Here is a 24,669-nt window from a genome sequence, read left to right as displayed (position 1 = left end):
TACCGGTCGCTGAAGCTCGAGGGGATCCTGACCGCGCCGCTGAACATCTGCGTGACCTGCGACCGGAGCCGAGGCGGGAAGGTGGTTCTGGGCCGGACCCACAATCGCGACATGGATCTCTATTCGACGGTCTGCGCCGTGCAGAACCTCTGGCTGGCCGCCCGCGCGGAAGGTGTGGGGATCGGCTGGGTTTCGATCTTCCGGCCGGAAGACCTGCGCGGCCTGCTTGGCATCCCGGACCATGTGGAAATCGTTGCCTATCTTTGCGCGGGCTATGTCGACGACCTTTACACGAAGCCGGAGCTTGAAGCCCGGGGGTGGCGCAAGAGGCTGACGCTCGAGAGCGTGATCCATGAAAACGGCTGGCCCGCACGGTAGCCGCAAGCCGGCGCTGTCGCCGCCGTCCGCGGACATTCGTGCAGCACCCGACAAGGTCCGGTGCCAATCGGGGCGCCGCCGTCCGCGGGGCCCATTCCCCGAAGCCGCCGCGCGAGGAGTGCGACGGCGAAATCCGGGTCGGGACCGCCGCTCCTCCCGGCTGGGATCGGCCGTCAATGGCCGCTCCGATGCCGCGCGGATCCGGGGTCGCGTCCTGCCCGCTGTCCTTTCGCGTGAGGGTGTCGTACTGATGGTGAAACGATTCAGGACTGACGATGCGACCTCATTTTGCTGCGCTCCTCGCCCTCATGATCGCGACCGGATGCTCGGTCGGTTCCGGTGCAGTCGTCAAAGGTGCCGGGCCAGATGACCTCCTGAAGCTTCGCGAAGGCCCGGGCCTCGATCGCAAGATCATCATCGGCCTGCCGGACGGCACGCGCCTCACCCGCCAGAACTGCGTGACGACGAACGGCAAGGTCTGGTGCAAGGTCTTCCTCACCGACAAGCCCGGTGTCTCGGGGTACGTTTCGGCGGACTATCTGGCGCATCGCTGAGAGTGAGATCGGCCCTTTGCCGCCGGTCGAGCATGCGCTCATGCCGCGGTGCAGCTTCCCCGAAGCGGTCGGTCGTGGCATTGTGCAGCAAAATCCGGGGCGAATGTCGCTGATGCGGGACAAACTTGCCGTTCACAAATGTTGCTGTTTTAGGAATTGCCGCAGGAGGTTTACGAATTCCGAACGAGCGTCGATATGAACAGAGTGACCAGCCTTCAGCTGGGCGAAGGCTGCGGCATCCCGCTTCTCCGCCATTACCCTCAATTCTCCCGCGTCGCTGACACGGCTTTCACCGCCGGAAACGACCAGGGCGGGGCAGCGACTTTGCAGCCAGACATTCCAGTGGTCGCCATTGGTTGCCTGTTCCGACTCCAGAAATTCGGCCGGATCGAAATTGAGCGTCCATCCATTCTTCACGCGGCAAATGGAGTTCTGCAGATAGGGGGAAAGTCGCGGGCCAAGCCGTTCCTCCAACGCTTCGCGCAGTCGGAAGGTGCCGCTCCAATTCGTGACAAAGGGTGCGGAATCATCCTGCATATTCACGCCGATGTCTTCGATGATCATCGCGGCAACCCGATCCGGGTGCACTGCTGCAAGATGATAGGCGACGATCCCGCCGAACGAGTGCCCCAGCACCGGAACCGGTTCGGTGATGGACAGGTGCTCTAGAAGCGCGACCGCATCGCCGATGTAGGCGGCCATGTGATGGGCGGCCCCGTGGTCGGTTTCCCCGAAGCCACGCTGGTCGAGAGCGATGACGCGCCACTCGGGCGAGAGATCGTTCGCAACCTCCGCGAAATCTGAAGCTCCCATCCAGTGGCCATGAAGCGCCAGCAAGGGTTTGCCGTCGCCGCCCGCGTCGAGGAAGGAGAAGACCACGCCATCGTGCTCAAAGCTGTGTCTTTGCATAATATTCACCTTTCGTTCCGCTCGTGTATAGCGACCGTATCCAGGTGGGGCAACGTCGTGCATCGGCTCGAAGCGGCCATGTGGCGTCGCGGCATGACTTTCTTAAGGCCCGCGCCGCCGAATCGACGCCCCCGGCCCATTGCCGCCGGTCAGTCGCCGCGAATGCTGCATAGCAACATTTCGCAAAGCTGCCATTCAGGTAAGAACGCGCATCCGTTGATTCCGAAAGCCGTATCAGGCAGCTGTGTAGCCGCTGTGCATCAGGTGATGGCGTGTTCTTGGCCCCCACTTTCGCAGAACAGCGCGAAAGTATATCTGTCTGAAACGAACCACACCCGCAGCCAAGGAGGGCATGACATGACAGCATTCATCATCACAACCCGTCCTTCGGATCTGACGCGGGTCTGACAGCCCTCGGGGCTTTCCTTTCACCCGTCGATCCATCTGCGGCCATTTTGGTCGCGTGTTCTGTTATGGAAAGACGAACGCGATGGGCAATCCCATTTGGGGAGAGCAGAGCGCCGTGCGCGCCTGTATCTCTCGTTTCTATTCATCGCAAGCCTGGGTCGAAGGCCGTGCCGAGGATCAGCTTGCGCAGGTGGCCGCCTGGCCCGGCATGGTGGCCGTCGCAGGCTTCCCCGATCTGCATCCCGGCCGCTTCGGCCCGGTCGGCGCCGCCTTCCTGGCCGACCGGATCTGGCCGCAACTGGTGGGGCCGGACATCGGCTGCGGCATGGGGCTTTGGCGACTGAATCTGCCGCGTCATCGGCTGAAGATCGACAAAGCGGTCCGACGGCTGGCGGTGCTGGACGATGGTGCCGATCCTGCGGATGCCGCCAGCGCACTGGCTGACGCAGGCATCGAAGGACTGATCGCCGCCGATGGTCTGGGCAGCATCGGCGGTGGCAACCACTTTTGCGAGGTGCAGGCCGTCGAAGAGGTTAGTAGCCCGGACGCAACCTCGCTGCGGCCGGGCGATCTGTGCCTGCTGGTCCATTCCGGTTCTCGCGGGCGGGGGGCACAGATCTTCGAAGGGCTGGATGACAGCTGGAAGCAAGGCTACGCCCCGGACGGCGCGGCGGCCAGTCGCTACCTGGCCTTGCACGATGCCGCGTTGGTCTGGGCGCGACTGAACCGCGCACTGATTGCGGCTCTCGCAGCCGAGGCACTGTCCTGCGAGGCCAGCCTGATCTGCGACACCGTTCACAATCAGGTCGTGGCGCAGGACGGGTTGTGGCTGCACCGCAAGGGTGCCGCCGGGGCTGATCGCGGGTTGGTTCCTTTGGCCGGATCACGTGATGCCCCGAGCTATCTCATATCGGTGCCGGACCTTGTGCCCAAGGCGCTCGGCTCGGTGTCGCATGGGGCGGGGCGCCGCTATGACCGCGCCTCGATGCACGGGCGCGTGCGCAAGGTGAAATCCGAACTGGCGGCGCTGACCCGCAACCGCTTTGGCGGTCGTGTGGTCTGCGGGGACCGGGATCTGCTGATGGAAGAGGCTGGTCCCGCCTACAAGAACCCGGAATCGGTTTTGCGTGATCTGGTCGATTTCGGTTTGGCCCAGCCCATCGCGCGGCTGGTGCCGCTGATTACCTTCAAGACGGCGGGCAAGGCCGCTGGGGGAGATACAGAATGACCGAGCGGGAAACCCTTTTGCTTTCCAGCGGCAACGGCCCCGGCGAATGCCGCCAGGCCGTGGCACATCTCCTGATCCGGCTCGCCGAAAAGGCCGAGTTGCTGGGCCTTGATCTGGACGTGGCCGAGCGCGCCGCACTCCATGGCCCCGCCTCAGCTGTGATCGTGCTGTCAGGCACAGGAGCTGCGGAAATGGCGCGGGACTGGGAAGGCAGCATTCTTTGGCGCTGCCCCAGCAGCCTGCGGCCAAAGCACCCGAGGAAGAACTGGTTCGCCCAGATCTTCCGCCTCGCTCCGGCGCCCGTCGCGATCCGGATCGATCCGGAGACAGTGGAGATGCAGGCCATCCGCGCCGGCGGTCCCGGGGGGCAGCACCAGAACAAGACCTCAAGTGCCATCCGCGCCCGATGGGTTGATCCGGAGGGGCGGGCTTGGTCGGTGGTGGTCAGGGACAACCGCTCACAGCACATGAACCGCCGCGTGGCGCTTGACCGGCTGTCGGTGCTGATCTCCGCCGACCGGGCAGAGGTTGTGGCCTCGCAAAAGGCAGCGGTGCATGACCTGCACAGCCAGATCCAGCGTGGCGAACCGCGCAAGGTCTTTGAGGGGGAGGGATTTCGGGAAGTCAGGTAGCATGGACCATCTGGGAGGGCGGAGCATCACGCCCTCCCACATAGTCGTCCCGTTGCGAAGGCGGCGGCCCAATCCGCGCGCCCGGCCCTGAGCCGCCGCTCATGGGGCAGCCCGTCACTGCCATGCAGCTGCCCAGAACCGGTCATACATGGCATCGTGCAGCATGGCTTGGCGGCCCAAGGTCGGCAGTGCGGACTTTGCAGACGTTCACGTCACACTTCCAGACAGCTAATCTTCGTTCAGAGCGTTGGAACCCCGGCCATTTTGCCAAACGAAAACCGGATCGCGCTCATCCGCCTGATCAGTGTCGAGAATAGCTTTCGCTAACGCCGCTTGTCGCACTAGTATTTCAGCCAAAATATCAACTCTCCGACCCGTCATGCGCTCGTTGATTTCGTCGATTGTAATGCCGCGCGCACTCGCGCCATTTGATCCATAATTTTTTTTCAATGTCTTGGCTTGTTCAATGATTTCCATCGCAACACGTGATGGGTAGCGAACATCTCGGCTCAAACAATATGAGGCGATGTGTACTGGAGAAAAGTCGCAGGCATCCAATCCACAGCACTCGATTTCACACATTGTGGCGCAGTATTTGGCCAGCGCTTCAAGATGGTTCTGCGGATGTGCCGCTGGTAGCTGTGGGATACGGTTCATGCGGCTCCAGCCGAGTTCAATTCCGGTTTTCGGCTAACTATACCACGCCACCTTCGTCTACTGCACCACAGAAATTCGGTAACATGAGCTCGAAGCGGCCATACAGGCTTGTCGCGGCGCGCTGCATCGCTATCGTTGTGGGATGATCCAAATGTATCGCCTGCCCGAAAGCCTTGAGACCGATCGCTACAGTCTTCGCCGAGCGAAGATCGAGGACGCGCAGGCTATATTTGCCGCCTATGCGGCCGATCCTGAGGTCACCCGGTTTCTAGGCTGGATGCCCCATCACAGCGTTACGGACACGAACGAATTCTTACAGATCGTGTCCGCGGAATGGGAGGCGGGAAATGGTTTCCCCTTGGTCGCGTTTGATCGCCGACAACCTGCTGAACTTGTCGGGATGTTTCATCCTCAGCTGAACGGGCATAAGGTCAGCTACGGGTATGTCCTCCGGCGATCGGCTTGGGGCAAAGGCTGCGCATCGGAGGTGATGCATCGGCTTGTGGCTCATGCGTTGTCGCATTCTCAAGTCTTCAGGGCCGAAGCCTTCTGTGACGTGGAAAATCCGGCCTCTGCTCGCGTTTTGGAGAAAGCGGGCATGGAGCGAGAGGGTGTAATGCGGCGCTACTTCAGGCATCCCAATATCTCGGATGTTCCTCGCGATTGCTTCCTCTATTCCAAAGTCCGATGAGAGTTTGAATCGGCCATGCGGCGGCGCGGCAAGCCTTTCTTGAGGCCTGCCCGGCCGCGTCGACCTGTTCGGCCCTTTGCCGCCGCTCGAGCATGCGTCGTCGCCGCGGCGCAGCTTCCCCGAAGCGGTCGGCCGTGGCATTATGCAGCGAAATCCGGGGCGAATGTTGCTGATGCGGGACAAACCGGACACTGATCGCCTTGGAGAGCCCAATGAAATACCTGATTCTGCTTCCCCCGCTCATCTTTTGTGCAATCGGGCTGGTGCTGGCCTTTCAGATGGTTCCACCCAACGCAACGACAGGTTTCCGCACTGGTAGAACCTTGAGCAATGAGGCGGCATGGTATGCTGTTAATGCGAATGTGGGGTGGAGTTTGGTGCTGTCAGGACTCGTGGCCGCAGCCGTCATCTGGCATGTATTTGCCCTCGACCTCAACCTCTCCGTAAAGTGCTTGATCGCCACCGCAACGCTGGTCTGCGCCGCTAGTCTGACCGTGATCGTTGGAACCATGAGCTAAAGCAACCGGCGGCAGTCATGCGGTGGCGCAGCGTCTAGTCCTGTTGAACGGGGTCGGCAGATCAACCTGGACGGCCCGGAGCGGACCTTGGCGCCATCTTTCGCGAAAGGCCGCTTGGAAAGATAGAACAGCCGTTAGCCACCAACCGAACCCATTTAAAATTTGCCACCTGCGACTGTTCTGTGTATGTTCTTCCCCATAAGGGAGAAGCAACGATCCAACGGGTGCGACCATGAAGGCTTTGCGCTTACCAAAGTGCAGGTTCTGCGGACGTGTGTGGCATCCACAAGAGGGTGTCGTCGCCTCTAAGAGCTTTTGCAGCGCCTGCAGCGGCGACCGACGCGAACTCGCCATCAAAGCCCTTGGTGCGAAACCGCCAGTCAGGACTCCTGATATGGGGCCTTACGTTTTGCCGCCGAAGCGCCGCGCAGTTTAGGGTCGCAGGAAAGCCTCTAGTTCTCTGATCGCAACCTGCGACCCAACTTGACCGTTCGAGCCACCAAGCGTGCGCGGTCGGCCAGTGCCAACGGGTTCGCTCCACGCACGCCAATCGTGGCGACGAGCAGAGTTTCGGTTCCATTCGACCTGTATGATGCGCCCGCCTTGCTGCCGGCGCCAACGGACCTGCTGTCCATCAACCTCACATTGCCAATCAGGTTCGACGGGCAAGCCAGCGAATGCCGCCTGCACCTGCGCCACATTCTGGCAGCGGTGATCGGTATCGTCATGAAGCATGGCCCGAATTGCACGACGCCAACGCTGCGGGATATGCGGGAGCCACTTAAGTGTATCGCGGAACCCGCCATCAGCTATCACCATTCGCGGTGGTCTAGATTCAGCGTACCATGCCTCCCCATGAAGGAGGCGATACAGAGTCATACCGAGCGCCCAGATATCCGACTTCGCGCTCGTTACCCCGTGCTCCCAGAACTCAAACGCCAAATGATCAGAATACCCGGCCCCAACCGCGTAGCCATGCAGCAGCTCGTCCGTGACTAGGCCAAAGTCGCCAAGTCGCGCGACACCGTTTTCGTCAATCAGGATGTTGCCCGGCTTGATGTCGCGGTGGATCATCCCGCGCGCGTGGAGAGCGCCCAGCCCGAGTAGGACCTCCGTTCCCGCCTTTCGCACCTGAGACAGTCTCATTGGACCTGCTTCGTATGGAGCTTGCAGCGACCCACCAGCACACAACTTCATGCAGTAGCGGATGCTCTTGCCGTCCGGGCTTTCGCCCAGGTGATACACCGGCACGACGTTCGGGTGCTCTGCGGCTGCGAGGTACTGTGCCTCTCGCAAAAACTCAGCTTTGGCGGCATCCCAGTCAGCGTCGGTTTGATCCTCCTTTTGAGAAATGATCTTCACAGCAACATTGCCATGAACCTGGTCAACCGCAGCATGAACGTCGCCGAACTGACCACTACCGATGTGATCTCCTATCTGGAGGTTTGCGACGTGATTATTCATTTCGACCGCTCTCAGCCAAAAGCATAATCGCGGCCTCTCGACTGCCTACACGAAGTTCTTCGCCGGTAAAGTGAGTCATCCAGAATGCGTCGTCTTTTGCGTATTCGTCTACCTTCCGATCACCGAAATTCCTGCTAAGCGCGGCCTTCGAGAATTCTTTCACCTCGCAAACCGACGCCGCTGCGCCTTTGATGACGCCCCTCAACTCCGCGCTTCGCAGGTGGCCGATTTTGGTGCCCCCGAGTGACACTGCGCTGGCCTTGATCAACACCTTCGTAACACCATTGGCACGGAGGTAGTCGCGGCATTGTTGGCCAATCACGTTATAGGCGGCCGCGCGATCACCACCTTGCATTTTCCAAGTGTCATCATTCTGAAGAACGAGCTGACCGGCATCGGGAACTTCGGCGTCAACCACAATGACCTTGTCGCCACTAACGACAATTCCTACCCATCGTTTTGTCATCTGCTCGTTCTTTCATTCTCGATTACCTGCCTGGAACTTAATAGCCGAACTTTGGTGTTCGTGGAAGGTTCTATCCCGCACACCTACGGCCTTTCACCTCAATGCTTTGCTCGGTGAGTGCTGCAGGCCAAGGAGCATTTCATTGGGTCAAATATGCTCTCGTTGCTAAGCGGACTTCGGAGGCATCCGCAGCGAACGACCGCTCCCCGCCCCTGGCGTCGCGTCGCCCCCCCCCCCCCCTCCCCCCTGAAAAAATCATGCATCGCGGATATCTGATCTGGGTCAAATCGCGCCGGCCCGGTTTCGCCTATGGGATGCTGAACAGAGGGCCTTGCCATGAGACTGACGACGCGAACCAACCTGGCCATGCGCACGCTGATGTGCTGCGCGGTCAATCCCGGCCGGATCGTGCGCAAGCATGAGATCGCCGCCGCCTGCAATGCCTCGGAAAACCACCTCGCGCAGGTCGTCAACACCCTCGCGCAGCGCGGCTTCATCGAGACCCAGCGTGGCCGCTCGGGCGGGCTGCGGCTGGCGCGGCCGATGGCCGAGATCGGCGTCGGCGAGGTGCTGCGCACCTTCGAGGCCACGCTGCCCTTCGCCGAATGCTTCGACGCCGCGACGAACACCTGCCCGCTGAGCGAGGCCTGCCTGTTCCGCGTGGCCCTCGGCAAGGCGCTCGAAGCCTTCTATGCCTCGCTCGACAGCTGCACGCTCGCCGATCTCGTGGTCGACAATGCCGCGCTCGAGCGGCTGCTGAGCCTGCCCTCCGAGCGCACGATCCCGCTGTGCGGCCGGCCGCAGGACGCAGGCCCCGACATGGCTGTGGCCGGGCTGTAACATCCTCGCGAGCCGGCAGCGGAACGCGCAACTTCGCTTGACCGAATGGTCGCGCCAGCCTACCTCCCGCCAACGTCTCGCCGTTTTCAAACTGCCTCATGTCGAGGCATGACGGCGTTCCATGAGGCATGAGATGCAGACCACGCAACAGTCGGGCGCGGCCCAGCCCGCCCCGTCCGCGCAACCCGCCCCGCAGCAGCAGGCCCAGTCGACCCCGGTCGTGCAGCAGGGCGCACCGGTGAAGATCACCGACTGGGCGGCGATCTGACCGCCTGACCCGGGCGCGCGCAGGACCGGTGCCTGCGCCCGCCCCTCACGCCCGGCCCTGCCCGCGACGGCTTGTGCCCCGGCGTCGCTTCGGCAAGACTGCGCCATCTTGCGCAAGAGCCCACCATGCCCCGCCCCCTCACCGACATCGCCGGCATCGGCCCCGCCACCGCCGAAGGCTTCGCGCGCGCCGGCATCCCCGATGCCGAGACGCTGATCGGGCTTGGCCCAGATGCCGCCTATTCGGCCTGGCTCGTGGCCGGCAACCCGCCTCATTTCATCGGCTATTACGCGCTCGTCATGGCGCTGCAGGGCCGGCCCTGGAACGATTGCCGCGGCGCCGAGAAGGACGCGCTGCGGCTCCGCTTCGACGCGATCAAGGCCGCGGCCCGGCGGCCCGGCGCCGGACAGGACGGAGCCGGACAGGACAAGGGCCGCCTCCGGCTGGAAGCGGCCCTTGACGAGATTGGCGTCGGGCTGCGGCGCTGAGGCGCCGCGAACCGCGGCCGGCCTCAGCCGACGATCTCGAGACCCGAGAAGAAGAAGGAGATCTCGACCGCGGCGGTTTCCGGCGCGTCCGAGCCGTGCACCGAATTCTCGCCCATCGACAGCGCGAATTCCTTGCGGATGGTGCCGTCGGCGGCGTTCGCCGGGTTGGTGGCGCCCATCACTTCACGGTTCTTCGCGATCGCGCCTTCGCCCTCGAGCACCTGCACGACGACCGGCTCAGAGGCCATGAATTCGCACAGCTCGCCGTAGAACGGACGGTCCTTGTGCACTTCGTAGAACTTGCCGGCCTGCTCGAGCGAGAGGTGGAGGCGCTTCTGCGCGACGATGCGCAGGCCCGCTTCCTCGAACTTGGCGTTGATCTTGCCGGTCAGGTTGCGGCGGGTCGCATCGGGCTTGATGATGCTGAGGGTGCGTTCGATGGCCATGAGAGAAGCCTTTCTGGGAGGGGACCGGGGGGCTGTCCGCCCGGTCAGGTTTTGGTCTGGCGCCTGCTAGCATGGGGAATCGGTGAAGAAAACCCCGTCTTTCGGGCAGGTATCGCGGCAAAACGCGATATCTGCATGACAGCCATACCATTTCGCACGGCCCGCGCCCGTGCCCCCGTTGACGCGCGCGCGCCGCTCGGGCATGGCTCGGCCATGCTGAAGATCGACACCATCTCCTATTCCGTCGAGGGCCGCCCGCTGTTCGAGGCCGCCTCTGCCACCATCCCCGACGGCCACAAGGTCGGCCTCGTCGGCGCGAATGGCGCCGGCAAGACCACGCTCTTTCGCCTGATCCGGGGCGAGCTCGCGCTCGAGGGCGGCGAGATCAGCCTGCCGTCGCAGGCCCGCATCGGCGGCGTGGCGCAGGAGGTCCCCTCCTCGGCGACCTCGCTCATCGACACGGTGCTCGCCGCCGATACCGAGCGCGCCGCGCTGCTGGAGGAGGCAGCCGATGCCACCGACCCGCACCGCATCGCCGAGATCCAGACCCGGCTTGCCGATATCGACGCCTGGTCGGCCGAGGGCCGCGCCTCGGCGATCCTGAAGGGGCTCGGTTTCGACGCCGAGGCGCAGCGCCGCCCCTGCTCGGATTTCTCCGGCGGCTGGCGGATGCGCGTGGCGCTGGCGGGCGTGCTTTTCGCCCAGCCCGATCTGCTGCTGCTCGACGAGCCGACCAACTACCTCGACCTCGAGGGCGCGCTCTGGCTCGAAAGCTATCTGGTGAAATACCCGCATACGGTGATCATCATCAGCCATGACCGGGAACTTCTGAACCGCGCCGTCAGCTCGATCCTGCATCTCGAGAACCGCAAGCTGACGCTGTGGCAGGGCCCCTACGATCAGTTCGCCCGCCAGCGTGCCGCCGCCCGCGCCGCCCTCGTCGCCGAGGCGAAGAAGCAGGACGCCCGCCGCGCCCATCTGCAAAGCTTCGTCGACCGCTTCAAGGCGAAGGCCACCAAGGCCGCGCAGGCCCAGGCCCGGGTCAAGATGCTGGAAAAGATGGAGCCGATCACCGCCCCTGAAGAGGCGGCGAAGGTCGCCTTCTCCTTCCCCGCGCCCGAGGCGCTGAACCCGCCGATCATCGCGATGGAGGGCGCCGCCGTGGGTTATGGCGGCAAGCCGGTGCTGCGCCGGCTGTCGCTGCGCATCGACCAGGATGACCGGATCGCCCTGCTGGGCCGCAACGGCGAGGGGAAATCCACCCTTTCCAAGCTTCTGGCCGGCAAGCTTCAGGCCTCCGAGGGGTCGATCACCCGTTCCTCGAAGCTGCGCATCGGCTATTTCGCCCAGCATCAGGTCGACGAGCTCGACCTCGACGCGACGCCGCTCACCCATCTGCAGCGGCTGCGCCCCGAGGAGGCGCAGACGAAGCTGCGCGCACGCCTCGCGGGCTTTGGCCTTTTCGCCGATCAGGCCGAAACCCTCGTGCGCAAGCTTTCGGGCGGGCAGAAGGCCCGTCTGTCGCTGCTGCTCGCCACGATCGACGCGCCGCATCTGCTGATCCTCGACGAACCGACCAACCACCTCGACATCGAAAGCCGCGAGGCGCTGGTCGAGGCGCTGACCGCCTATTCGGGCGCGGTGGTTCTGGTCAGCCATGACATGCACCTGCTCAGCCTGGCCGCGGACCGGCTGTGGCTGGTGAAGGGTGGCGCCGTCGCCCCCTATGGCGGCGATCTCGAACAATACCGCGCCGAGCTGCTGGCGGGCGACCCCGCGGACAAGCCCGCGCCGAAGCCGAAGGACAAGCCCGTGCGTCCCGCGCGCGACGCCGTCCTCGCCCTGCGCGCGGAGGCACGCAAATGCGAAGAGCGCGTGAGCAAGCTTGCCGAAATGCTTGAAAAGCTGGACGAAAAGCTTTCCGATCCGGAACTCTACGAGGCCTCCCGTGCGGCCGAGCGCGACAAGTGGCTGCGCAAGCATGCCGAGGCGCGCGACGCGATGACCCGCGCCGAAGAGCTGTGGATGGAGGCCCTCGAAGCGCTCGAGACCGCCGTCGCGGGCTGAGCCCCAGCCATTCATCTTGCCCCAAATACCTCGGGGGGGGGCGGCGCAGCCGCGGGGGCAGCGCCCCCTCTGTCCGCACCGCCTCGCGCGATATTCCCGATTTCTTCACTCAGGTATTGACCCATGTGCCGCGCTCAGGCATAGAACGTCAAAACCTGACCAAAGGAGTCACCTATGACCGCGCGCATCCTTCTGGCCCTGACCACGGCGCTCGCCGCCACCCCGGCGTTTGCCGAGGAGGTCAACGTCTATTCCCACCGCCAGCCCGAGCTGGTGCAGCCGCTCTTTGACGCCTTCACCAAGGAGACCGGCATCGACGTCAACGTCGCCTTCGTCGACAAGGGCATGGTCGAGCGGCTGGTGGCCGAGGGCGCGCGCTCGCCCGCCGATCTGGTGATGACCGTCGACATCGCGCGGCTGATGCAGGTGGTCGATGCCGGCGTCACCCAGCCGGTCGAGGATCCGGCGCTTGATGCCGCGATCCCGGCCGCGTTCCGCGACCCGGGCCACCAGTGGTTCGGCCTGACCACCCGCGCCCGCATCGTCTACGCGAGCCGCGACCGGGTGAAGGACGGCGAGGTGACGAGCTACGAGGATCTCGCCGATCCGAAGTGGAAGGGCCGGATCTGCACCCGCCCGTTCACCGCCGATTACAACGTCGCGCTGACCGCGGCCTATCTTGCCCATCATGGCGAGGAGGCAACGCGCACCTGGCTCGAGGGCGTGAAGGCCAATCTCGCGAAGAAGCCCGAGGGCAACGACCGCAGCCAGGTGAAGTCGATCTGGGCGGGCGAATGCGACATCTCGCTCGGCAACACCTATTACATGGGCCAGATGGTCGCCGACCCGGTCGAGAAGGACTATGCCGCCGCGGTGCGCATCGTCTTCCCGAAATTCGAGGGCGGCGGCACGCATATGAACATCTCGGGCGTGGCGATGACCAAGGCGGCCCCGAACAAGGATGCGGCGCTGAAGCTGATGGAATTCCTTGCCTCGGACGAGGCGCAGCGGATCTATGCCGAGACCAACAACGAGTTTCCGGTGAAGCCCGGCGTGCCGCGTTCGGCGCTGGTCGAGAGCTGGGGCGAGTTCACCCCCGACGCGCTTGGCCTGATCGAGGTGGCGAAGCTGCGCCCGACGGCGCTGAAGCTCATCGAAAGCGTCAACTTCGACGGCTAATCAACTGAAACAAAATGCCCCGCCTCGGCGGGGCCTTTTGCTGTTCCGGGCTTATTCGGCGGCAATCGCCGCGGGCGGCAGGGCGGCGCCGACGCGCACGCAGGGCAGACCGGTGAGCTGGTCGAGATCGGCCGCGAACTGCCGGCGCAGGCGCGCGGCGTCAAGTTCCGAGAAGGCCGCGATCGGCGCCGGCTGCGGCTGGCGCAGGTGGAAGGCGGCGAGGCGCGAGAGCTGCCGCGCCGGCAGCGTGATGCCGCTGCGATGGAGCCGCTGCAGCATGGCGAGCGCGGTATCGGGCAGCTCGGGCTCGACGGAAGCCGGGGCGGCAAGCTCCGCCTCGGGCACCAGCGCCGCCAGCGCCTCGGCGGGCGTCGGGTCGACCAGCAGGATCGTCTCGCGCGGCGCAAGCGTCGCGATCAGCTCCGATACCAGATCGAACCAGCCGCGCGGCTCGGCCAGCAGATGCGGGGCAAGCGCGTCGAAGGCCGGCATGGCGCGGCGCGCGGCCTGTGCCCGCCAGAGCTTCGGATAGAGCGCATCGAGCGGCAGCATCGGCAGCACCAGCCGGCCGACCGGGCCGCGGATCTTGCGCGAAAAGGCAAAGGCGCGGGCCTCGGCGAGCGGGAAGAAGCCCTCCATTCCCGCCGCGGCGCGGCCGCAGATCGTTTCGTCGACATGCACGCCGCCCGAGGCCACCGGCCCCAGCACCGCCTTGCCCAGCCCCGTCGCGCCAAGCGCCGCCTGCCCTGCGGCGAGGCTGCGCGCGACAATGGCGCCAAGTGCCCCGGTGCCCGGCATCGAAAGAAACACGTGATGATCGTTCGTCCGCATCTGCCTGCCTGCTCTTTTTTTCTGGGTCCGGGCCGGAAGCCGGCGCCTGATGAGACTCATCGTTAACCATTGAATATGGCGAAGATTGGGCCCGGGCGCGGCGACGGGCGATGGACTTCGGGCCTGCCCTGCGACACTCTGCCCGCCGAAGGAGACCGCCATGACCCGCAAGATCATCATCGACACCGACCCCGGTCAGGACGACGCCGTTGCCATCCTGCTGGCGCTGGCAAGCCCCGAACTCGAGGTGCTGGGCATCACCTGCGTTGCCGGCAACGTGCCCCTGCCGCTGACCGCGAAGAACGCGCGGGTGGTGTGCGAGCTGGCCGGGCGGCCCGACATCAAGGTCTTTGCCGGCTGCGACCGGCCGCTGTTGCGCCCGCTCGTCACCGCGGAATATGTGCATGGCAAGACCGGGCTCGACGGCATCGCGCTGCCCGAGCCGGGGATGGCGCTGCAGCCGGGCCATGCCGTCGACTTCCTGATCGAGACGCTGCGACGCGAGCCTGCGGGCACGGTCACGCTATGTCCGCTCGGGCCGCTGACGAACATCGCGACGGCGCTGCAAAAGGCGCCCGACATCGCCCCGCGAATCGCCGAGATCGTGCTGATGGGCGGCGCCTATTTCGAGGTGGGCAACACCACCCCCGCCGCCGAGTTCAACATTCACGTCGACCCGCAAGCCGCGGAAATCGTGTTCCATTCCGGCGTGCCTTTGGTGGTTCTGCCGCTTGACGCCACGCATCAGGTGCTGACCAACCGCGCCCGGATCGAGGCCTTCCGCGGCCTTGGGACGCCGGTGGGCCATGCGGTGGCAAGCTGGACCGATTTCTTCGAGCGGTTCGACATGGAGAAATACGGCTCGGAGGGCGCGCCGCTGCATGACCCCTGCGTCATCGCCTATCTGCTGCAACCGGACCTCTTCGAGGGGCGCCACATCAATGTCGAGATCGAGACCGTGTCCGAGCTGACGCTGGGGATGACGGTTGCCGATTGGTGGCGGGTGACCGACCGCGAACCGAACGCCTATTTCGTCGGCCGCGCGAATGCCGAGGGCTTTTATGCGCTGCTCACCGAGAGGCTGGCGCGGCTGTGAGCGCGGCGCCTCCGGCGGGAGTATTTTGCCAAGGAAAGGCAGCCTTCGTCTTCAAGTCCGCGCGCGCGGGGCTTGACCCGGGCGGGCGGCGGCGCAGATCAGAGAGATGACGATGACCCTGCCCTTCGACAATTCCTATGCCCGCCTGCCCGAGCGTTTCTTCGCGCGGCTCGATCCTGCGCCGGTGCGCGCGCCGGCGCTGCTGGCGCTGAACCGCGATCTGGCCTTGCGCCTTGGCCTTGACCCCGAGGCACTGGCCACGCCCGAGGGCGTCGCGATGCTTGCGGGCAATGCGGTGCCGGCGGGGGCCGCGCCGCTTGCGCAGGCCTATGCCGGACATCAGTTCGGGGGCTGGGTGCCGACCCTTGGCGACGGCCGGGCGGTGCTTCTGGGCGAGATCGTGGCGCCCGACGGGGCACGGGTGGATCTGGCGCTGAAGGGCGCCGGGCAGACCCCGTTCTCGCGGCGCGGCGACGGGCGGGCCTGGCTTGGCCCGGTGCTGCGCGAATATCTGGTGAGCGAGGCGATGGCCGCGCTTGGCGTGCCGACGACGCGGGCGCTTGCGGCGGTGGCGACCGGCGAGGTGGTGGTGCGCGACGCGATGGGGCGGCCGGGCGCGGTGCTGGCCCGCGTGGCGGCGAGCCATATCCGCGTCGGCACATTCCAGTATTTCGCCGCGCGCGGCGACACCGAGGCGCTTTCGCTGCTCGCCGATCAGGTCATCGCGCGGCATTTTCCCGAGGCCCGGGGGCCGCTTGAGCTGCTGCGCGCGGTCGTCGCGGCGCAGGCGCAGCTGATCGCCGCCTGGATGGCGCTTGGCTTCATCCATGGCGTGATGAACACCGACAACATGGCGGTTTCGGGCGAGACCATCGATTATGGCCCCTGCGCCTTCATGGACGCCTATCACCCCTCGACGGTGTTCTCCTCGATCGACCAGTACGGCCGCTATGCCTATGCGAACCAGCCGCAGATCGCGGCGTGGAACCTTGCGCAACTCGCCACCTGCCTGCTGCCGCTGATGGGCGACCGCGAGGCGGCGATCGAGGCCGCGACCGAGGCGGTGAACGGTTTCGTGCCGCTCTACCAGGCCGAATGGCTGGCGCGCTTCGGCCGCAAGATCGGTCTGGCCGCAGCAACGCCCGAGGATCAGCCGCTGATCGAGGCGCTGCTCGGCCGGATGGCGAGCGAGCGCGCCGATTTCACCCGCAGCTTCCGCGGCCTCGTCACCGGCACCGCGCGCGACGAGTTTGCCGAGCCGCTGGCCTTCGACACCTGGGCGCCCGACTGGCAGGCGCGGCTGGCCCGCGAGGCCGATCCGCAGGCGGTGATGACGGCGGCGAACCCGGTGCGCATTCCGCGCAATCACCGCGTCGAGGCGGCGATCGCGGCGGCGGTCGAGGGTGACCTTGCGCCCTTCACGCGGCTGTCGGCGGCGCTTGCCGATCCCTTCGCCGCGCCCCCCGAATTTGCCGATCTCGAGGCCGCGCCGCGCGCCCACGAGATCGTGCACCGGACCTTCTGCGGCACCTAGGCATCGCCAGGCCCCCGGTGGCCGGATATGGATTTCGCATGACCCTGCGCATCGCCTCCTACAACACCCACAAATGCGTCGGCACCGATGGCCTGCGCGACCCCGAGCGGGTGCTGAGCGTGATCAACGCGCTCTCGGCCGATATCGTCGCCTTGCAGGAGGTGGACCTGCGCCTTGGCGAGCGGCCCGCGGCGCTGCCGGCGAAGCTGATCGAGGCCGAGACCGATTTCCGCCCCGCCGATCTGCCGCGCACCGGGCCGGAAAGCCTTGGCTGGCATGGCCAGACGGTGCTGGTGCGGCGCGGCACCCGCATCCTTGCCACCGAGGGGATCGCGCTGCCCGGGCTCGAACCGCGCGGCGCGCTGCGCCTGATGCTTGCCCGCAGCGGTGCCGATCCCTTCGTGCTGATCGCCGCGCATCTGGGCCTGCGCCGCACCGACCGGCGCGCGCAATGGGCCCGCATCGCGCGCGAGCTGGGCCGCGAGGCGCCGGGGCCGGCGCTTGCCATCGGCGATTTCAACGAATGGTCGACGAAGCGCGGCTTCGAGGCGCTGACCGGGCTCGACATCCACGCGCCGGGCGCCACCTACCCCTCGCGCGCGCCGCTTGGCCGGCTCGACCGGCTGGTGACGACGCCCGGGCTGCGGGTGCTGCGGATGGGGGTGTTCGACAGCCCGCTGGCGCGGCGCGCCTCGGATCACCTGCCGATCTGGGCCGATGTCGAGGGGCTGCAGGTCTGAGCCCGGGCCCGCGATTGTGCGCCACACAATCGCATGCTGGACGGCACGCGGCGCTTGCGTCAGAGGGGCGGCAGGCGGACGGCTCCGCCGAAATGGGAACTCTCAATGGAAAACCTTCGCGGCAGCCTGCTGATGGTGGGCGCAATGCTCGGCTTCGCGCTCGAGGACATGTTCATGAAACGGCTGACGGCGGAATTGCCGGTCGGCCAGATGATGATCGTGCTCGGCGCGCTTGGCGCCGCGATCTTCGCGGTGGCGGCGCTGGCCCGCGGGGAAAACCCCTTCACCCGCCGCCTGTTCACCGGCCCGGTGATCTGGCGCAGCCTGTCCGAATTCGTCGCGACGATGTTCTACATCAGCGCCATCGCCTTCACCCCCCTCGCCCAGGCCTCGGCGATCCAGCAGGCGGCACCGCTGGCCGTCACGCTGGGCGCGGCACTGTTCCTGAAGGAGACGGTCGGCTGGCGGCGCTGGCTGGCGATCGCGCTCGGCTTCACCGGCGTGATGATCGTGATCCAGCCCGGCACCACGGGCTTTTCCGTGCTGTCGCTTCTGTCGGTGATCTCGGTGATCTGGATCTCGGCGCGCGATCTCATCACCCGGCGCATCGGCCGCGGCGTCACCTCGCTGCAACTCGCCACCTGGGGCTTTGCCGCGATCGTGCCGGCGGGGCCGATCATGCTGTGGGTGCTGGGCGATCACCTCGTGGCGATGAGCGCGCTGCACTGGGCGATGATCGTCGGCGCAACCCTGTTCGGCGCCGCCGCCTATTACATGCTGATCGCCTCGGTGCGGATCGGCGAGATGTCCTTCATCACCCCGTTCCGCTACACCCGGCTGATCTTTGCCGTGGCGATCGGCTGGGTGGTGTTCCGCGAGCCGCCGGGCCCCGCCACGCTGATCGGCGGCGCGGTGATCGTGGCCTCGGGGCTCTATTCGATCTGGCGCGAGGCGGTGCGGCGGCGCTGAGCCGTGCCGCTTTCGTCGCTAACATGCCGCGGTGCCGCCGAATTCACCCACTCGGCGCTTTTCGGATGCGCCGGCGCGGGCTATAGAGAAGCCGACTTCAGCCACCCAGTGAGGGCACCGACATGAGCACGATCATCGACATCCACGCGCGCGAGATTCTCGACAGCCGCGGCAACCCGACCGTCGAGGTCGACGTGATCCTCGAAGACGGCACGATGGGCCGCGCCGCGGTTCCCTCGGGCGCCTCGACCGGCGCGCACGAAGCGGTCGAGCGCCGCGACGGCGACAAGTCGCGCTACATGGGCAAGGGCGTTCTGGAAGCCGTGATGGCGGTGAACGGCGAGATCGCCGAGAACCTCGTCGGCGAGGACGTGACCGAGCAGGTCGCCATCGACGCCATGATGATCGAGCTTGACGGCACCCCCAACAAGGGCCGGCTCGGCGCGAATGCCATCCTCGGCGTCTCGCTCGCCTGCGCCAAGGCCGCGGCCGATTTCACCATGCAGCCGCTTTACCGCTATGTCGGCGGCACCTCGGCGCGCATCCTGCCGGTGCCGATGATGAACATCATCAACGGCGGCGAACATGCCGACAACCCGATCGACGTGCAGGAATTCATGATCATGCCGGTCTCGGCCGGCAACATCCGCGACGCGGTGCGGATGGGCTCGGAAGTGTTCCACACGCTGAAGAAAGAGCTTTCGGCGGCGGGGCTGTCGACCGGGCTCGGCGACGAGGGCGGCTTTGCGCCGATGCTCGCCTCGACCCGCGACGCGCTCGATTTCGTGCTGAAGTCGATCGAGAAGGCCGGCTACCGCCCGGGCGAGGACATCTATCTGGCGATGGATTGCGCCTCGACCGAATATTACAAGGGCGGCAAATACGAGATGAAGGGCGAGGGCCTGAGCCTGAGCTCGGCCGAGAACGTCGCCTGGCTTGAAAAGCTGGTGAACGACTACCCGATCATCTCGATCGAGGACGGCTGCGCCGAGGACGACTGGGAGGGCTGGAAGCTGCTCACCGACGCGCTCGGCAAGAAGGTGCAGCTGGTCGGCGACGACCTCTTCGTGACCAACCCCGAGCGCCTTGCCCGCGGCATCAAGGCCGGCGTCGCGAACTCGATGCTGGTCAAGGTGAACCAGATCGGCTCGCTCACCGAGACCCTCGCCGCCGTCGACATGGCACATCGCGCAGGCTACACCAACGTGATGTCGCACCGCTCGGGCGAGACCGAGGACGCGACCATCGCCGACCTCGCCGTCGCCACCAACTGCGGCCAGATCAAGACCGGCTCGCTCGCCCGCTCCGACCGGCTCGCGAAATACAACCAGCTGATCCGCATCGAGGAAATGCTGGGCGAGACCGCCGAATACGCCGGCCGCTCGATCCTGAAGTAAGCGGCCCCCCGCTTTTCCTTGGAAAAATACTCATCCCCGCCGGCGGCATGCGCTTCCGGCGGGGTTTTCTTTGACTTTCTCGCCTCCGGCGGGAGTATTTCGACCAAGGAAAGGCAGGAGGACGGCATGGACGAGGCAGAGCGGATCATCGCGGCGCTCGCGCTTGCGCCCCATCCCGAGGGCGGCTGGTACCGGCAGACCTGGATCGCCGAGGCGGGGCCGGAGGCGCGCGCCACGGGCACCGCGATCCTCTTCCTGCTGCGCGCCGGCGAGCGCAGCCACTGGCACCGGGTCGACGCGGCCGAGATCTGGCATTTCCATGCCGGCGCGCCGCTGATCCTGTCGATCGCGGCGGAAGCGACCGGCCCGGCGCGCGACACCCGCCTTGGCCCCGACGTGCTCGCGGGCGAGGCCCCGCAGGGCATCGTGCCCGCCGGCCACTGGCAGGCGGCGCGCCCGACCGGAGACTGGACGCTCGTCGGCTGCACCGTCAGCCCGGGCTTTCGCTTCGAGGGGTTCGAGCTTGCCCCGCCCGGTTTCGAGATCGGGCGCTGATCACCAGACCTCGCGGCGGAACCAGCGCGACAGGGTCTCGAGCCAGCTTGCCGGCGGCCAGTCGAGCGCCGAAACCGCGATCACGAGGGCGAGCCCCACCACGGCCAGGGCCAGCTCGCGCCGGTGGCACAGGCTGCGTGCCGCGGCCGACCACAGCAGATGCGCGATCACCGACCAATGCAGCACGATGTGCCACAGCCCCGCGCCGAGGAAGAGCAGCCCCGTCGTCAGGTGCAGCCGCTCCCATCCGGGCCGCGACAGGCCGAGAACGGACCAGTCGAGCGTGCCGGCAATCCGCCCCGAGGGCGCGATGACCAGCACCACGCCCGACAGCACCATCGCCAGAAACGCCAGCCCCAGCAGAAAGACCGCCGCGGCCCGCATGGAGAAACGTGCCGCGGCGCGGGCGGCCGGCGTGGGGCAAGGATCGGAGCCATCCTGCATCGCACATCCTCCCGAATTGGGTAGAGGCAAGTCTGCCACGGATCGGTGCGGCGCGCGATGCGCCAGATCAAAGCGGATCGGAGAATTGCCGCGCCGGGGCGACACTCCCGGCGCAGGCACTCAGCTCGGCGCGCTGAGCTGGCCGCCGCCGACCAGCGCCGCGACCCCGGTGGTGCTCGGCCCCGAGGTCGGCAAGCCGCGCGCCACCCGCACCGCGAGATAGGCGAAGGCCTGCGCCTCGAGCATGTCGCCATCGAGGCCGAGATCCTCGACCGGGGCGACGGGGCAATTCAGCCGCCGGGCCAGCTCGACCATCAGCGCCGCGTTCATCCGCCCGCCGCCGGCGACATAAAGCGCCGCGGGCGGTTCGGGGAAATGCTCGAAGCCGCGGGCGACGGCGGCGGCCGCCGCCGCGGTGAGCGTTGCCGCGGCATCAGCGTCGGAAAGCCTCTCCACAGATTTCAGAAGATCCGGAAATTCGTTGCGATCCAGAGACTTCGGCGGGATGCGCAGGAAGAACGGATGGGCCAGGAAGCGCTCGACCAGATCCATATCGGCGCGGCCCGCAAGCGCGAGCGCACCGCCCTCGTCGCGCGCCCCGCCAAGCCGGGCATGGACCAGATCGTTGATCGGCGCATTCGCCGGGCCGGTGTCGAAGGCGAGAAGCGCCCCCGCCACCTCGGGCCCTGCCGCGCGCGGGTCGAGCCAGGTGACATTGGCCACGCCGCCAAGGTTCAGAAACGCAACCGGCGCCGACAGCCCCGCCCATTGCGCCGCGGCGAAATGGAAAAACGGAACGAGCGGCGCGCCCTGCCCGCCCAGCTCGACGTCGGTCGAGCGGAAATCCCACACCACCGGCCGGCCCAGCACCTCGGCCAGCACCCGCCCCGAGCCGGCCTGATGCGTGCGCCGCGCCCCGCTCATCCCCTGCGGATCATGCGCAAGGGTCTGGCCGTGAAAGCCGATCAGCCGGGCGTCGACCATGCCTGCCAAAAGCTCGGCATGGGCGGTCTCGACGACCTCGGCCGCCGCCTCCACCCCGGGCTCGCCCGGCCACCGGCCAAGGGCCGCGCGCAGCACCTCCTGCTCGGTCTCGGAATAGGGGCGGTAATCGGTGCGGCCGAAATCGAGGATGCGCTGCCCGTCGGTCAGCACCATCGCCGCATCGACCCCGTCGAGCGAGGTTCCCGACATCGCTCCCGCCGCCCAGACCGGCCCCGGCTTCAACATGGCTTCCCCTTTGGCTGCCTGCCGGATATACGGCAGGACGTGTAGAATAGGGACAAGCACGATGACCTACCATCCCCGATCGGACTTCCTCCGCATCATCATCGAGCGTGGCTTTCTGGCGGATTGCACCGACCTCCAGGAACTCGACGCGGCACTGACGAAGGGGATGGTCACCGCCTATATCGGCTATGACGCCACCGCGGCGTCGCTGCATGTGGGCCATCTGCTCAACATCATGCTGCTGCGCTGGTTCCAGAAGACCGGCAACCAGCCGATCACGCTGATGGGCGGCGGCACGACGAAGGTCGGCGACCCCTCCTTCCGCTCGGAAGAGCGGCCGCTGCTGACGCCCGAGAAGATCGACGAGAACATCGCTGGCATGCAGCGCGTCTTCGCGCGCTACCTCGATTACCGCGACGAGGCGAATGGCGCGATGATGCGCAACAACGCCGAGTGGCTTGACGACCTGAACTACCTCGACTTCCTGCGCGACATCGGCCGGCACTTCTCGGTGAACCGGATGCTGTCGTTCGAATCGGTGAAGTCGCGGCTCGACCGCGAGCAGTCGCTGAGCTTCCTCGAATTCAACTACATGATCCTGCAGGCCTATGACTTCCTCGAGTTGAACCGCCGCTATGGCTGCGTGCTGCAGATGGGCGGCTCGGACCAGTGGGGCAACATCGTCAACGGCATCGACCTGACGCGCCGCGTGCTCGACCGCGAGATTTTCGGCCTGACGACGCCGCTGCTGACCACCTCGGACGGGCGCAAGATGGGCAAGTCGCAGGGCGGTGCGATCTGGCTCAACGACCAGATGCTCTCGCCTTACGAATTCTGGCAGTTCTGGCGCAACACCACCGACGCCGATGTCGGCCGCTTCCTCAAGCTCTATACCGAGCTGCCGGTCGAGGAATGCGAGCGGCTCGGCGCGCTTGGCGGGGCCGAGATCAACGGCGCGAAGATCATCCTCGCAAATGAGGTGACGACGCTCCTGCACGGGGCGGAGGCGGCGGCTGCGGCCGAGGCCACGGCGCGCGAGGTCTTCGAGAACGGCGGCCTGGGCGAGGATCTGCCGACGCTGGCGCTGAGCGCCGCCGAGGTCGCCGACGGCATCAGCCTGGCTCAGCTCGTGCTGCGCACCGGGCTCGCGAAGACCGGTAAGGACGGCAAGCGGCTGATTTCCGAAGGCGGGCTGAAGGTCAATGACGAGACCTGCGTCGATGCGGGGCGGATGTTCCACGCCGCCGATCTCGCCGAACCGGTGAAGCTGAGCGCCGGCAAGAAACGGCACGCGCGCGTCACCCTCGGCTGAGGACAGACCGGGGGCGCTGCCCCCGGACCCCCGGAGTATTTCGGCCAAGAAAAAACAAGGGCGCCCCGGTCGGAGCGCCCTTTTTCTTTCATCTTGGCACAAATACCTCGGGGGTGCGGGGGCAGCGCCCCCGCCCGGCCTCACTCGATCGTCGCCGAGACGATGTAGTCCGGGTCCTCGACGAGGCCGTTCTGCGCCGGATTGCCCTTCTTCAGCCGGTCGATCACCTCCATGCCGGAGACAACATGACCGACGATGGTGTACTGGCCATCCAGATGCGGCGCCGGGGCGAACATCACGAAGAACTGCGAGTTGGCCGAATCCGGGTTCGCCGAGCGCGCCATGCCGACCATGCCGCGGCTGAAGGAGCGGTTCGAGAATTCCGCCGGAAGATCGGGGTATTTCGAGCCGCCCATCCCCGCCATCGAGGTGTCCGCGCCACGCTTGCCGAACTGCACGTCGCCGGTCTGCGCCATGAAGCCGTCGATCACCCGGTGGAAGACGACGTCGTCATAGGCGTGCTCGTTCGCGAGCTTGACGATCCGCTCGACATGCTTGGGCGCAACGTCGGGCAGCAGGTCGATCACCACCTTGCCGCTGACCGAGCCGCCGATCTCGAGCACCAGATTCGGGCCCGGTCCGTCGGGCACGGTGGTGCCGTCCTGAGCGAGCGCCACGGTGGCGCCGAGGCAGAACGCCCCGGCCAGGAAGAGCTTACGCGTCAGCATCGGCGGCGACCTTCACCTTGATCATCCGGTCGGGGTTCGCCGGCGGCTCGCCACGCATGATCTTGTCGACGAATTCCATCCCCGAGATCACCCGGCCATAGACGGTGTACTGGCCGTTTAGGAAGTGGTTGTCGGAGAAGTTGATGAAGAACTGCGAGTTGGCCGAGTTCGGGTTCATCGAGCGCGCCGCGCCGAGCGTGCCGCGGTCATGCGGGATGCGCGAGAATTCGGCGGGCAGGTCCGGGTACTGCGAGCCACCCGTGCCGGCGCGGCGGGGGTTGTAGTCCTTTTCCATGTTGGCGTTCTCGACATCGCCGGTCTGCGCCATGAAGCCCTCGATCACGCGGTGGAAGGCGACGTTGTCATAGGCGCCGTCACGGGCAAGCTGCTTCATCCGCTCGGCGTGCTTCGGTGCGATCTCGGGCAGCAGCTCGATCACCACGTCGCCGTCCTTGAGCGTCAGGATGATGGTGTTTTCGGGGTCTTTGATCTCGGCCATCGCTGGTCCTCCTCGAATGATTGGCGCGACCTTACGCAGGAGCCCCGCCCAAGAAAAGAGCAAAGCGGCACTTGCCGTTGACGGCCCCGTCACGGCGGGGCAAGTTTGCGTGAGCAGCATCGGCGGATGGCCCTCCGCCGG

At 66.1% G+C, this 24,669-nt stretch carries 28 protein-coding genes; 18 read left to right on the top strand and 10 right to left on the bottom strand.

Annotation, left to right across the window (positions count from 1 at the left end; genetic code table 11):
- Positions 1–378, top strand: a 378-nt coding sequence (gene bluB, locus EOW66_RS16370; RefSeq protein WP_128157356.1) for a 5,6-dimethylbenzimidazole synthase, incomplete at its 5' end; no start/stop codon positions are given.
- Between the two features lie 275 nt (positions 379–653).
- Positions 654–932 (top strand): SH3 domain-containing protein, encoded by a 279-nt coding sequence (locus tag EOW66_RS16365; RefSeq protein WP_128157355.1) that lies wholly within the window; start codon positions 654–656, stop codon positions 930–932.
- Positions 933–1,064: 132 nt separating this feature from the next.
- Here EOW66_RS16365 and EOW66_RS16360 read toward each other — a convergent pair whose 3' ends face one another.
- A complete protein-coding gene (locus EOW66_RS16360) occupies positions 1,065–1,841 on the bottom strand; it encodes an alpha/beta fold hydrolase (RefSeq protein WP_128157354.1) in 777 nt (258 codons plus the stop codon).
- A gap of 490 nt (positions 1,842–2,331) precedes the next feature.
- On the opposite strand from EOW66_RS16360, the gene EOW66_RS16355 reads away from it, so the two are divergent.
- Positions 2,332–3,477, top strand: coding sequence for an RNA ligase RtcB family protein (locus EOW66_RS16355; protein WP_128157353.1), 1,146 nt, complete (start codon positions 2,332–2,334; stop codon positions 3,475–3,477).
- Complete coding sequence (locus EOW66_RS16350; protein ID WP_128157352.1) at positions 3,474–4,109, top strand: peptide chain release factor-like protein; 636 nt, start codon at positions 3,474–3,476, stop codon at positions 4,107–4,109. Before EOW66_RS16355 ends, EOW66_RS16350 begins: the two co-directional genes overlap by 4 nt.
- A gap of 228 nt (positions 4,110–4,337) precedes the next feature.
- On the opposite strand, the gene EOW66_RS16345 is transcribed toward EOW66_RS16350, so the two are convergent.
- Complete coding sequence (locus tag EOW66_RS16345; protein ID WP_128157351.1) at positions 4,338–4,766, bottom strand: DUF6331 family protein; 429 nt, start codon at positions 4,764–4,766, stop codon at positions 4,338–4,340.
- A 151-nt stretch (positions 4,767–4,917) separates the two neighbouring features.
- Here EOW66_RS16345 and EOW66_RS16340 point away from each other — a divergent pair, with 151 nt between their 5' ends.
- Together EOW66_RS16340 and EOW66_RS16335 are read left to right on the top strand one after the other, a co-directional pair.
- Positions 4,918–5,457 (top strand): GNAT family N-acetyltransferase, encoded by a 540-nt coding sequence (locus EOW66_RS16340; protein WP_239017616.1) that lies wholly within the window; start codon positions 4,918–4,920, stop codon positions 5,455–5,457.
- 212 nt (positions 5,458–5,669) lie between these two features.
- Entirely contained in the window at positions 5,670–5,975 is a 306-nt protein-coding gene (locus tag EOW66_RS16335; protein WP_128157349.1) for an SdpI family protein, read from the top strand.
- A 432-nt stretch (positions 5,976–6,407) separates the two neighbouring features.
- Here EOW66_RS16335 and EOW66_RS16330 read toward each other — a convergent pair whose 3' ends face one another.
- Both EOW66_RS16330 and EOW66_RS16325 read right to left on the bottom strand, forming a co-directional pair.
- Positions 6,408–7,439 carry a serine/threonine-protein kinase gene (locus EOW66_RS16330; RefSeq protein WP_128157348.1) on the bottom strand — a complete coding sequence of 344 codons (1,032 nt, stop codon included), beginning with the start codon at positions 7,437–7,439 and terminating at the stop codon, positions 6,408–6,410.
- Complete coding sequence (locus EOW66_RS16325) at positions 7,432–7,905, bottom strand: hypothetical protein (RefSeq protein WP_128157347.1); 474 nt, start codon at positions 7,903–7,905, stop codon at positions 7,432–7,434. The genes EOW66_RS16330 and EOW66_RS16325 overlap by 8 nt, the downstream gene beginning before the upstream one ends.
- Positions 7,906–8,241: 336 nt before the next feature.
- Here EOW66_RS16325 and EOW66_RS16320 point away from each other — a divergent pair, with 336 nt between their 5' ends.
- The 3 genes from EOW66_RS16320 (at position 8,242) to EOW66_RS16315 (ending at position 9,501) form a co-directional block, all read left to right on the top strand.
- Positions 8,242–8,745: an RrF2 family transcriptional regulator gene (locus EOW66_RS16320; protein WP_128157346.1), complete on the top strand. Its 504-nt coding sequence runs from the start codon at positions 8,242–8,244 to the stop codon at positions 8,743–8,745.
- A 133-nt stretch (positions 8,746–8,878) separates the two neighbouring features.
- Positions 8,879–9,013: a hypothetical protein gene (locus EOW66_RS20835; protein WP_275402051.1), complete on the top strand. Its 135-nt coding sequence runs from the start codon at positions 8,879–8,881 to the stop codon at positions 9,011–9,013.
- Between the two features lie 125 nt (positions 9,014–9,138).
- The gene (locus EOW66_RS16315; protein ID WP_128157345.1) at positions 9,139–9,501 is read left to right on the top strand and encodes a TfoX/Sxy family DNA transformation protein; all 363 of its coding nucleotides are present in this window, start codon (positions 9,139–9,141) and stop codon (positions 9,499–9,501) included.
- Positions 9,502–9,524: 23 nt separating this feature from the next.
- On the opposite strand, the gene ndk is transcribed toward EOW66_RS16315, so the two are convergent.
- Positions 9,525–9,947, bottom strand: a complete 423-nt coding sequence (gene ndk / locus EOW66_RS16310; RefSeq protein WP_113898776.1) for a nucleoside-diphosphate kinase — start codon at positions 9,945–9,947, stop codon at positions 9,525–9,527.
- A gap of 213 nt (positions 9,948–10,160) precedes the next feature.
- Here ndk and EOW66_RS16305 point away from each other — a divergent pair, with 213 nt between their 5' ends.
- Both EOW66_RS16305 and EOW66_RS16300 read left to right on the top strand, forming a co-directional pair.
- Positions 10,161–12,014, top strand: coding sequence for an ABC-F family ATP-binding cassette domain-containing protein (locus tag EOW66_RS16305; RefSeq protein ID WP_128157344.1), 1,854 nt, complete (start codon positions 10,161–10,163; stop codon positions 12,012–12,014).
- A 174-nt stretch (positions 12,015–12,188) separates the two neighbouring features.
- Complete coding sequence (locus tag EOW66_RS16300) at positions 12,189–13,193, top strand: Fe(3+) ABC transporter substrate-binding protein (protein ID WP_128157343.1); 1,005 nt, start codon at positions 12,189–12,191, stop codon at positions 13,191–13,193.
- Between the two features lie 51 nt (positions 13,194–13,244).
- On the opposite strand, the gene EOW66_RS16295 is transcribed toward EOW66_RS16300, so the two are convergent.
- Positions 13,245–14,024 carry a hypothetical protein gene (locus EOW66_RS16295; protein ID WP_164881156.1) on the bottom strand — a complete coding sequence of 260 codons (780 nt, stop codon included), beginning with the start codon at positions 14,022–14,024 and terminating at the stop codon, positions 13,245–13,247.
- A gap of 160 nt (positions 14,025–14,184) precedes the next feature.
- On the opposite strand from EOW66_RS16295, the gene EOW66_RS16290 reads away from it, so the two are divergent.
- The 6 genes from EOW66_RS16290 (at position 14,185) to EOW66_RS16265 (ending at position 20,315) form a co-directional block, all read left to right on the top strand.
- Positions 14,185–15,120 (top strand): nucleoside hydrolase, encoded by a 936-nt coding sequence (locus EOW66_RS16290; protein ID WP_128157341.1) that lies wholly within the window; start codon positions 14,185–14,187, stop codon positions 15,118–15,120.
- Positions 15,121–15,226: 106 nt separating this feature from the next.
- Entirely contained in the window at positions 15,227–16,654 is a 1,428-nt protein-coding gene (locus EOW66_RS16285; protein ID WP_128157340.1) for a protein adenylyltransferase SelO, read from the top strand.
- A 38-nt stretch (positions 16,655–16,692) separates the two neighbouring features.
- Entirely contained in the window at positions 16,693–17,394 is a 702-nt protein-coding gene (locus EOW66_RS16280; RefSeq protein WP_128157339.1) for an endonuclease/exonuclease/phosphatase family protein, read from the top strand.
- A 105-nt stretch (positions 17,395–17,499) separates the two neighbouring features.
- Positions 17,500–18,363, top strand: coding sequence for a DMT family transporter (locus EOW66_RS16275; RefSeq protein WP_128157338.1), 864 nt, complete (start codon positions 17,500–17,502; stop codon positions 18,361–18,363).
- A 122-nt stretch (positions 18,364–18,485) separates the two neighbouring features.
- Positions 18,486–19,760 carry a phosphopyruvate hydratase gene (gene eno / locus EOW66_RS16270; RefSeq protein ID WP_128157337.1) on the top strand — a complete coding sequence of 425 codons (1,275 nt, stop codon included), beginning with the start codon at positions 18,486–18,488 and terminating at the stop codon, positions 19,758–19,760.
- 126 nt (positions 19,761–19,886) lie between these two features.
- A complete protein-coding gene (locus tag EOW66_RS16265) occupies positions 19,887–20,315 on the top strand; it encodes a cupin domain-containing protein (protein ID WP_128157336.1) in 429 nt (142 codons plus the stop codon).
- Here EOW66_RS16265 and EOW66_RS16260 read toward each other — a convergent pair whose 3' ends face one another.
- Positions 20,316–20,759 carry a DUF4405 domain-containing protein gene (locus EOW66_RS16260; protein WP_128157335.1) on the bottom strand — a complete coding sequence of 148 codons (444 nt, stop codon included), beginning with the start codon at positions 20,757–20,759 and terminating at the stop codon, positions 20,316–20,318.
- A 120-nt stretch (positions 20,760–20,879) separates the two neighbouring features.
- Entirely contained in the window at positions 20,880–21,989 is a 1,110-nt protein-coding gene (locus EOW66_RS16255; protein WP_128157334.1) for an anhydro-N-acetylmuramic acid kinase, read from the bottom strand.
- Positions 21,990–22,050: 61 nt separating this feature from the next.
- Between EOW66_RS16255 and tyrS the strand changes: the two genes are divergently transcribed.
- A complete protein-coding gene (gene tyrS, locus EOW66_RS16250; RefSeq protein ID WP_128157333.1) occupies positions 22,051–23,301 on the top strand; it encodes a tyrosine--tRNA ligase in 1,251 nt (416 codons plus the stop codon).
- A gap of 140 nt (positions 23,302–23,441) precedes the next feature.
- On the opposite strand, the gene EOW66_RS16245 is transcribed toward tyrS, so the two are convergent.
- Together EOW66_RS16245 and EOW66_RS16240 are read right to left on the bottom strand one after the other, a co-directional pair.
- Entirely contained in the window at positions 23,442–24,029 is a 588-nt protein-coding gene (locus EOW66_RS16245; protein ID WP_121534174.1) for a peptidylprolyl isomerase, read from the bottom strand.
- A complete protein-coding gene (locus EOW66_RS16240) occupies positions 24,016–24,528 on the bottom strand; it encodes a peptidylprolyl isomerase (RefSeq protein WP_128157332.1) in 513 nt (170 codons plus the stop codon). Before EOW66_RS16240 ends, EOW66_RS16245 begins: the two co-directional genes overlap by 14 nt.
- Positions 24,529–24,669: the final 141 nt, after the last annotated feature.

This window comes from Paenirhodobacter huangdaonensis (assembly GCF_004022465.1).
GTDB lineage: Bacteria > Pseudomonadota > Alphaproteobacteria > Rhodobacterales > Rhodobacteraceae > Rhodobacter > Rhodobacter huangdaonensis.
Note: the sequence above shows the minus strand (reverse complement) of the source record. Positions and strands in the feature narration are given on the sequence as shown.

What these genes read in the sequence shown, in the direction of transcription:
- EOW66_RS16345 (WP_128157351.1), bottom strand. Translation starts at nt 4,766, where the DNA reads ATGAACCGTATCCCACAGCTACCAGCGGCACATCCGCAGAACCATCTT.
- ndk (WP_113898776.1), bottom strand. Translation starts at nt 9,947, where the DNA reads ATGGCCATCGAACGCACCCTCAGCATCATCAAGCCCGATGCGACCCGC.
- EOW66_RS16315 (WP_128157345.1), top strand. Translation starts at nt 9,139, where the DNA reads ATGCCCCGCCCCCTCACCGACATCGCCGGCATCGGCCCCGCCACCGCC.
- EOW66_RS16300 (WP_128157343.1), top strand. Translation starts at nt 12,189, where the DNA reads ATGACCGCGCGCATCCTTCTGGCCCTGACCACGGCGCTCGCCGCCACC.
- EOW66_RS20835 (WP_275402051.1), top strand. Translation starts at nt 8,879, where the DNA reads ATGCAGACCACGCAACAGTCGGGCGCGGCCCAGCCCGCCCCGTCCGCG.
- EOW66_RS16240 (WP_128157332.1), bottom strand. Translation starts at nt 24,528, where the DNA reads ATGGCCGAGATCAAAGACCCCGAAAACACCATCATCCTGACGCTCAAG.
- tyrS (WP_128157333.1), top strand. Translation starts at nt 22,051, where the DNA reads ATGACCTACCATCCCCGATCGGACTTCCTCCGCATCATCATCGAGCGT.
- EOW66_RS16320 (WP_128157346.1), top strand. Translation starts at nt 8,242, where the DNA reads ATGAGACTGACGACGCGAACCAACCTGGCCATGCGCACGCTGATGTGC.
- EOW66_RS16255 (WP_128157334.1), bottom strand. Translation starts at nt 21,989, where the DNA reads ATGTTGAAGCCGGGGCCGGTCTGGGCGGCGGGAGCGATGTCGGGAACC.
- EOW66_RS16285 (WP_128157340.1), top strand. Translation starts at nt 15,227, where the DNA reads ATGACGATGACCCTGCCCTTCGACAATTCCTATGCCCGCCTGCCCGAG.
- EOW66_RS16245 (WP_121534174.1), bottom strand. Translation starts at nt 24,029, where the DNA reads ATGCTGACGCGTAAGCTCTTCCTGGCCGGGGCGTTCTGCCTCGGCGCC.
- EOW66_RS16325 (WP_128157347.1), bottom strand. Translation starts at nt 7,905, where the DNA reads ATGACAAAACGATGGGTAGGAATTGTCGTTAGTGGCGACAAGGTCATT.
- EOW66_RS16295 (WP_164881156.1), bottom strand. Translation starts at nt 14,024, where the DNA reads ATGCGGACGAACGATCATCACGTGTTTCTTTCGATGCCGGGCACCGGG.
- EOW66_RS16260 (WP_128157335.1), bottom strand. Translation starts at nt 20,759, where the DNA reads ATGCAGGATGGCTCCGATCCTTGCCCCACGCCGGCCGCCCGCGCCGCG.
- EOW66_RS16340 (WP_239017616.1), top strand. Translation starts at nt 4,918, where the DNA reads ATGTATCGCCTGCCCGAAAGCCTTGAGACCGATCGCTACAGTCTTCGC.
- EOW66_RS16265 (WP_128157336.1), top strand. Translation starts at nt 19,887, where the DNA reads ATGGACGAGGCAGAGCGGATCATCGCGGCGCTCGCGCTTGCGCCCCAT.
- eno (WP_128157337.1), top strand. Translation starts at nt 18,486, where the DNA reads ATGAGCACGATCATCGACATCCACGCGCGCGAGATTCTCGACAGCCGC.
- EOW66_RS16275 (WP_128157338.1), top strand. Translation starts at nt 17,500, where the DNA reads ATGGAAAACCTTCGCGGCAGCCTGCTGATGGTGGGCGCAATGCTCGGC.
- EOW66_RS16290 (WP_128157341.1), top strand. Translation starts at nt 14,185, where the DNA reads ATGACCCGCAAGATCATCATCGACACCGACCCCGGTCAGGACGACGCC.
- EOW66_RS16305 (WP_128157344.1), top strand. Translation starts at nt 10,161, where the DNA reads ATGCTGAAGATCGACACCATCTCCTATTCCGTCGAGGGCCGCCCGCTG.
- EOW66_RS16330 (WP_128157348.1), bottom strand. Translation starts at nt 7,439, where the DNA reads ATGAATAATCACGTCGCAAACCTCCAGATAGGAGATCACATCGGTAGT.
- EOW66_RS16350 (WP_128157352.1), top strand. Translation starts at nt 3,474, where the DNA reads ATGACCGAGCGGGAAACCCTTTTGCTTTCCAGCGGCAACGGCCCCGGC.
- EOW66_RS16280 (WP_128157339.1), top strand. Translation starts at nt 16,693, where the DNA reads ATGACCCTGCGCATCGCCTCCTACAACACCCACAAATGCGTCGGCACC.
- EOW66_RS16365 (WP_128157355.1), top strand. Translation starts at nt 654, where the DNA reads ATGCGACCTCATTTTGCTGCGCTCCTCGCCCTCATGATCGCGACCGGA.
- EOW66_RS16335 (WP_128157349.1), top strand. Translation starts at nt 5,670, where the DNA reads ATGAAATACCTGATTCTGCTTCCCCCGCTCATCTTTTGTGCAATCGGG.
- EOW66_RS16360 (WP_128157354.1), bottom strand. Translation starts at nt 1,841, where the DNA reads ATGCAAAGACACAGCTTTGAGCACGATGGCGTGGTCTTCTCCTTCCTC.
- EOW66_RS16355 (WP_128157353.1), top strand. Translation starts at nt 2,332, where the DNA reads ATGGGCAATCCCATTTGGGGAGAGCAGAGCGCCGTGCGCGCCTGTATC.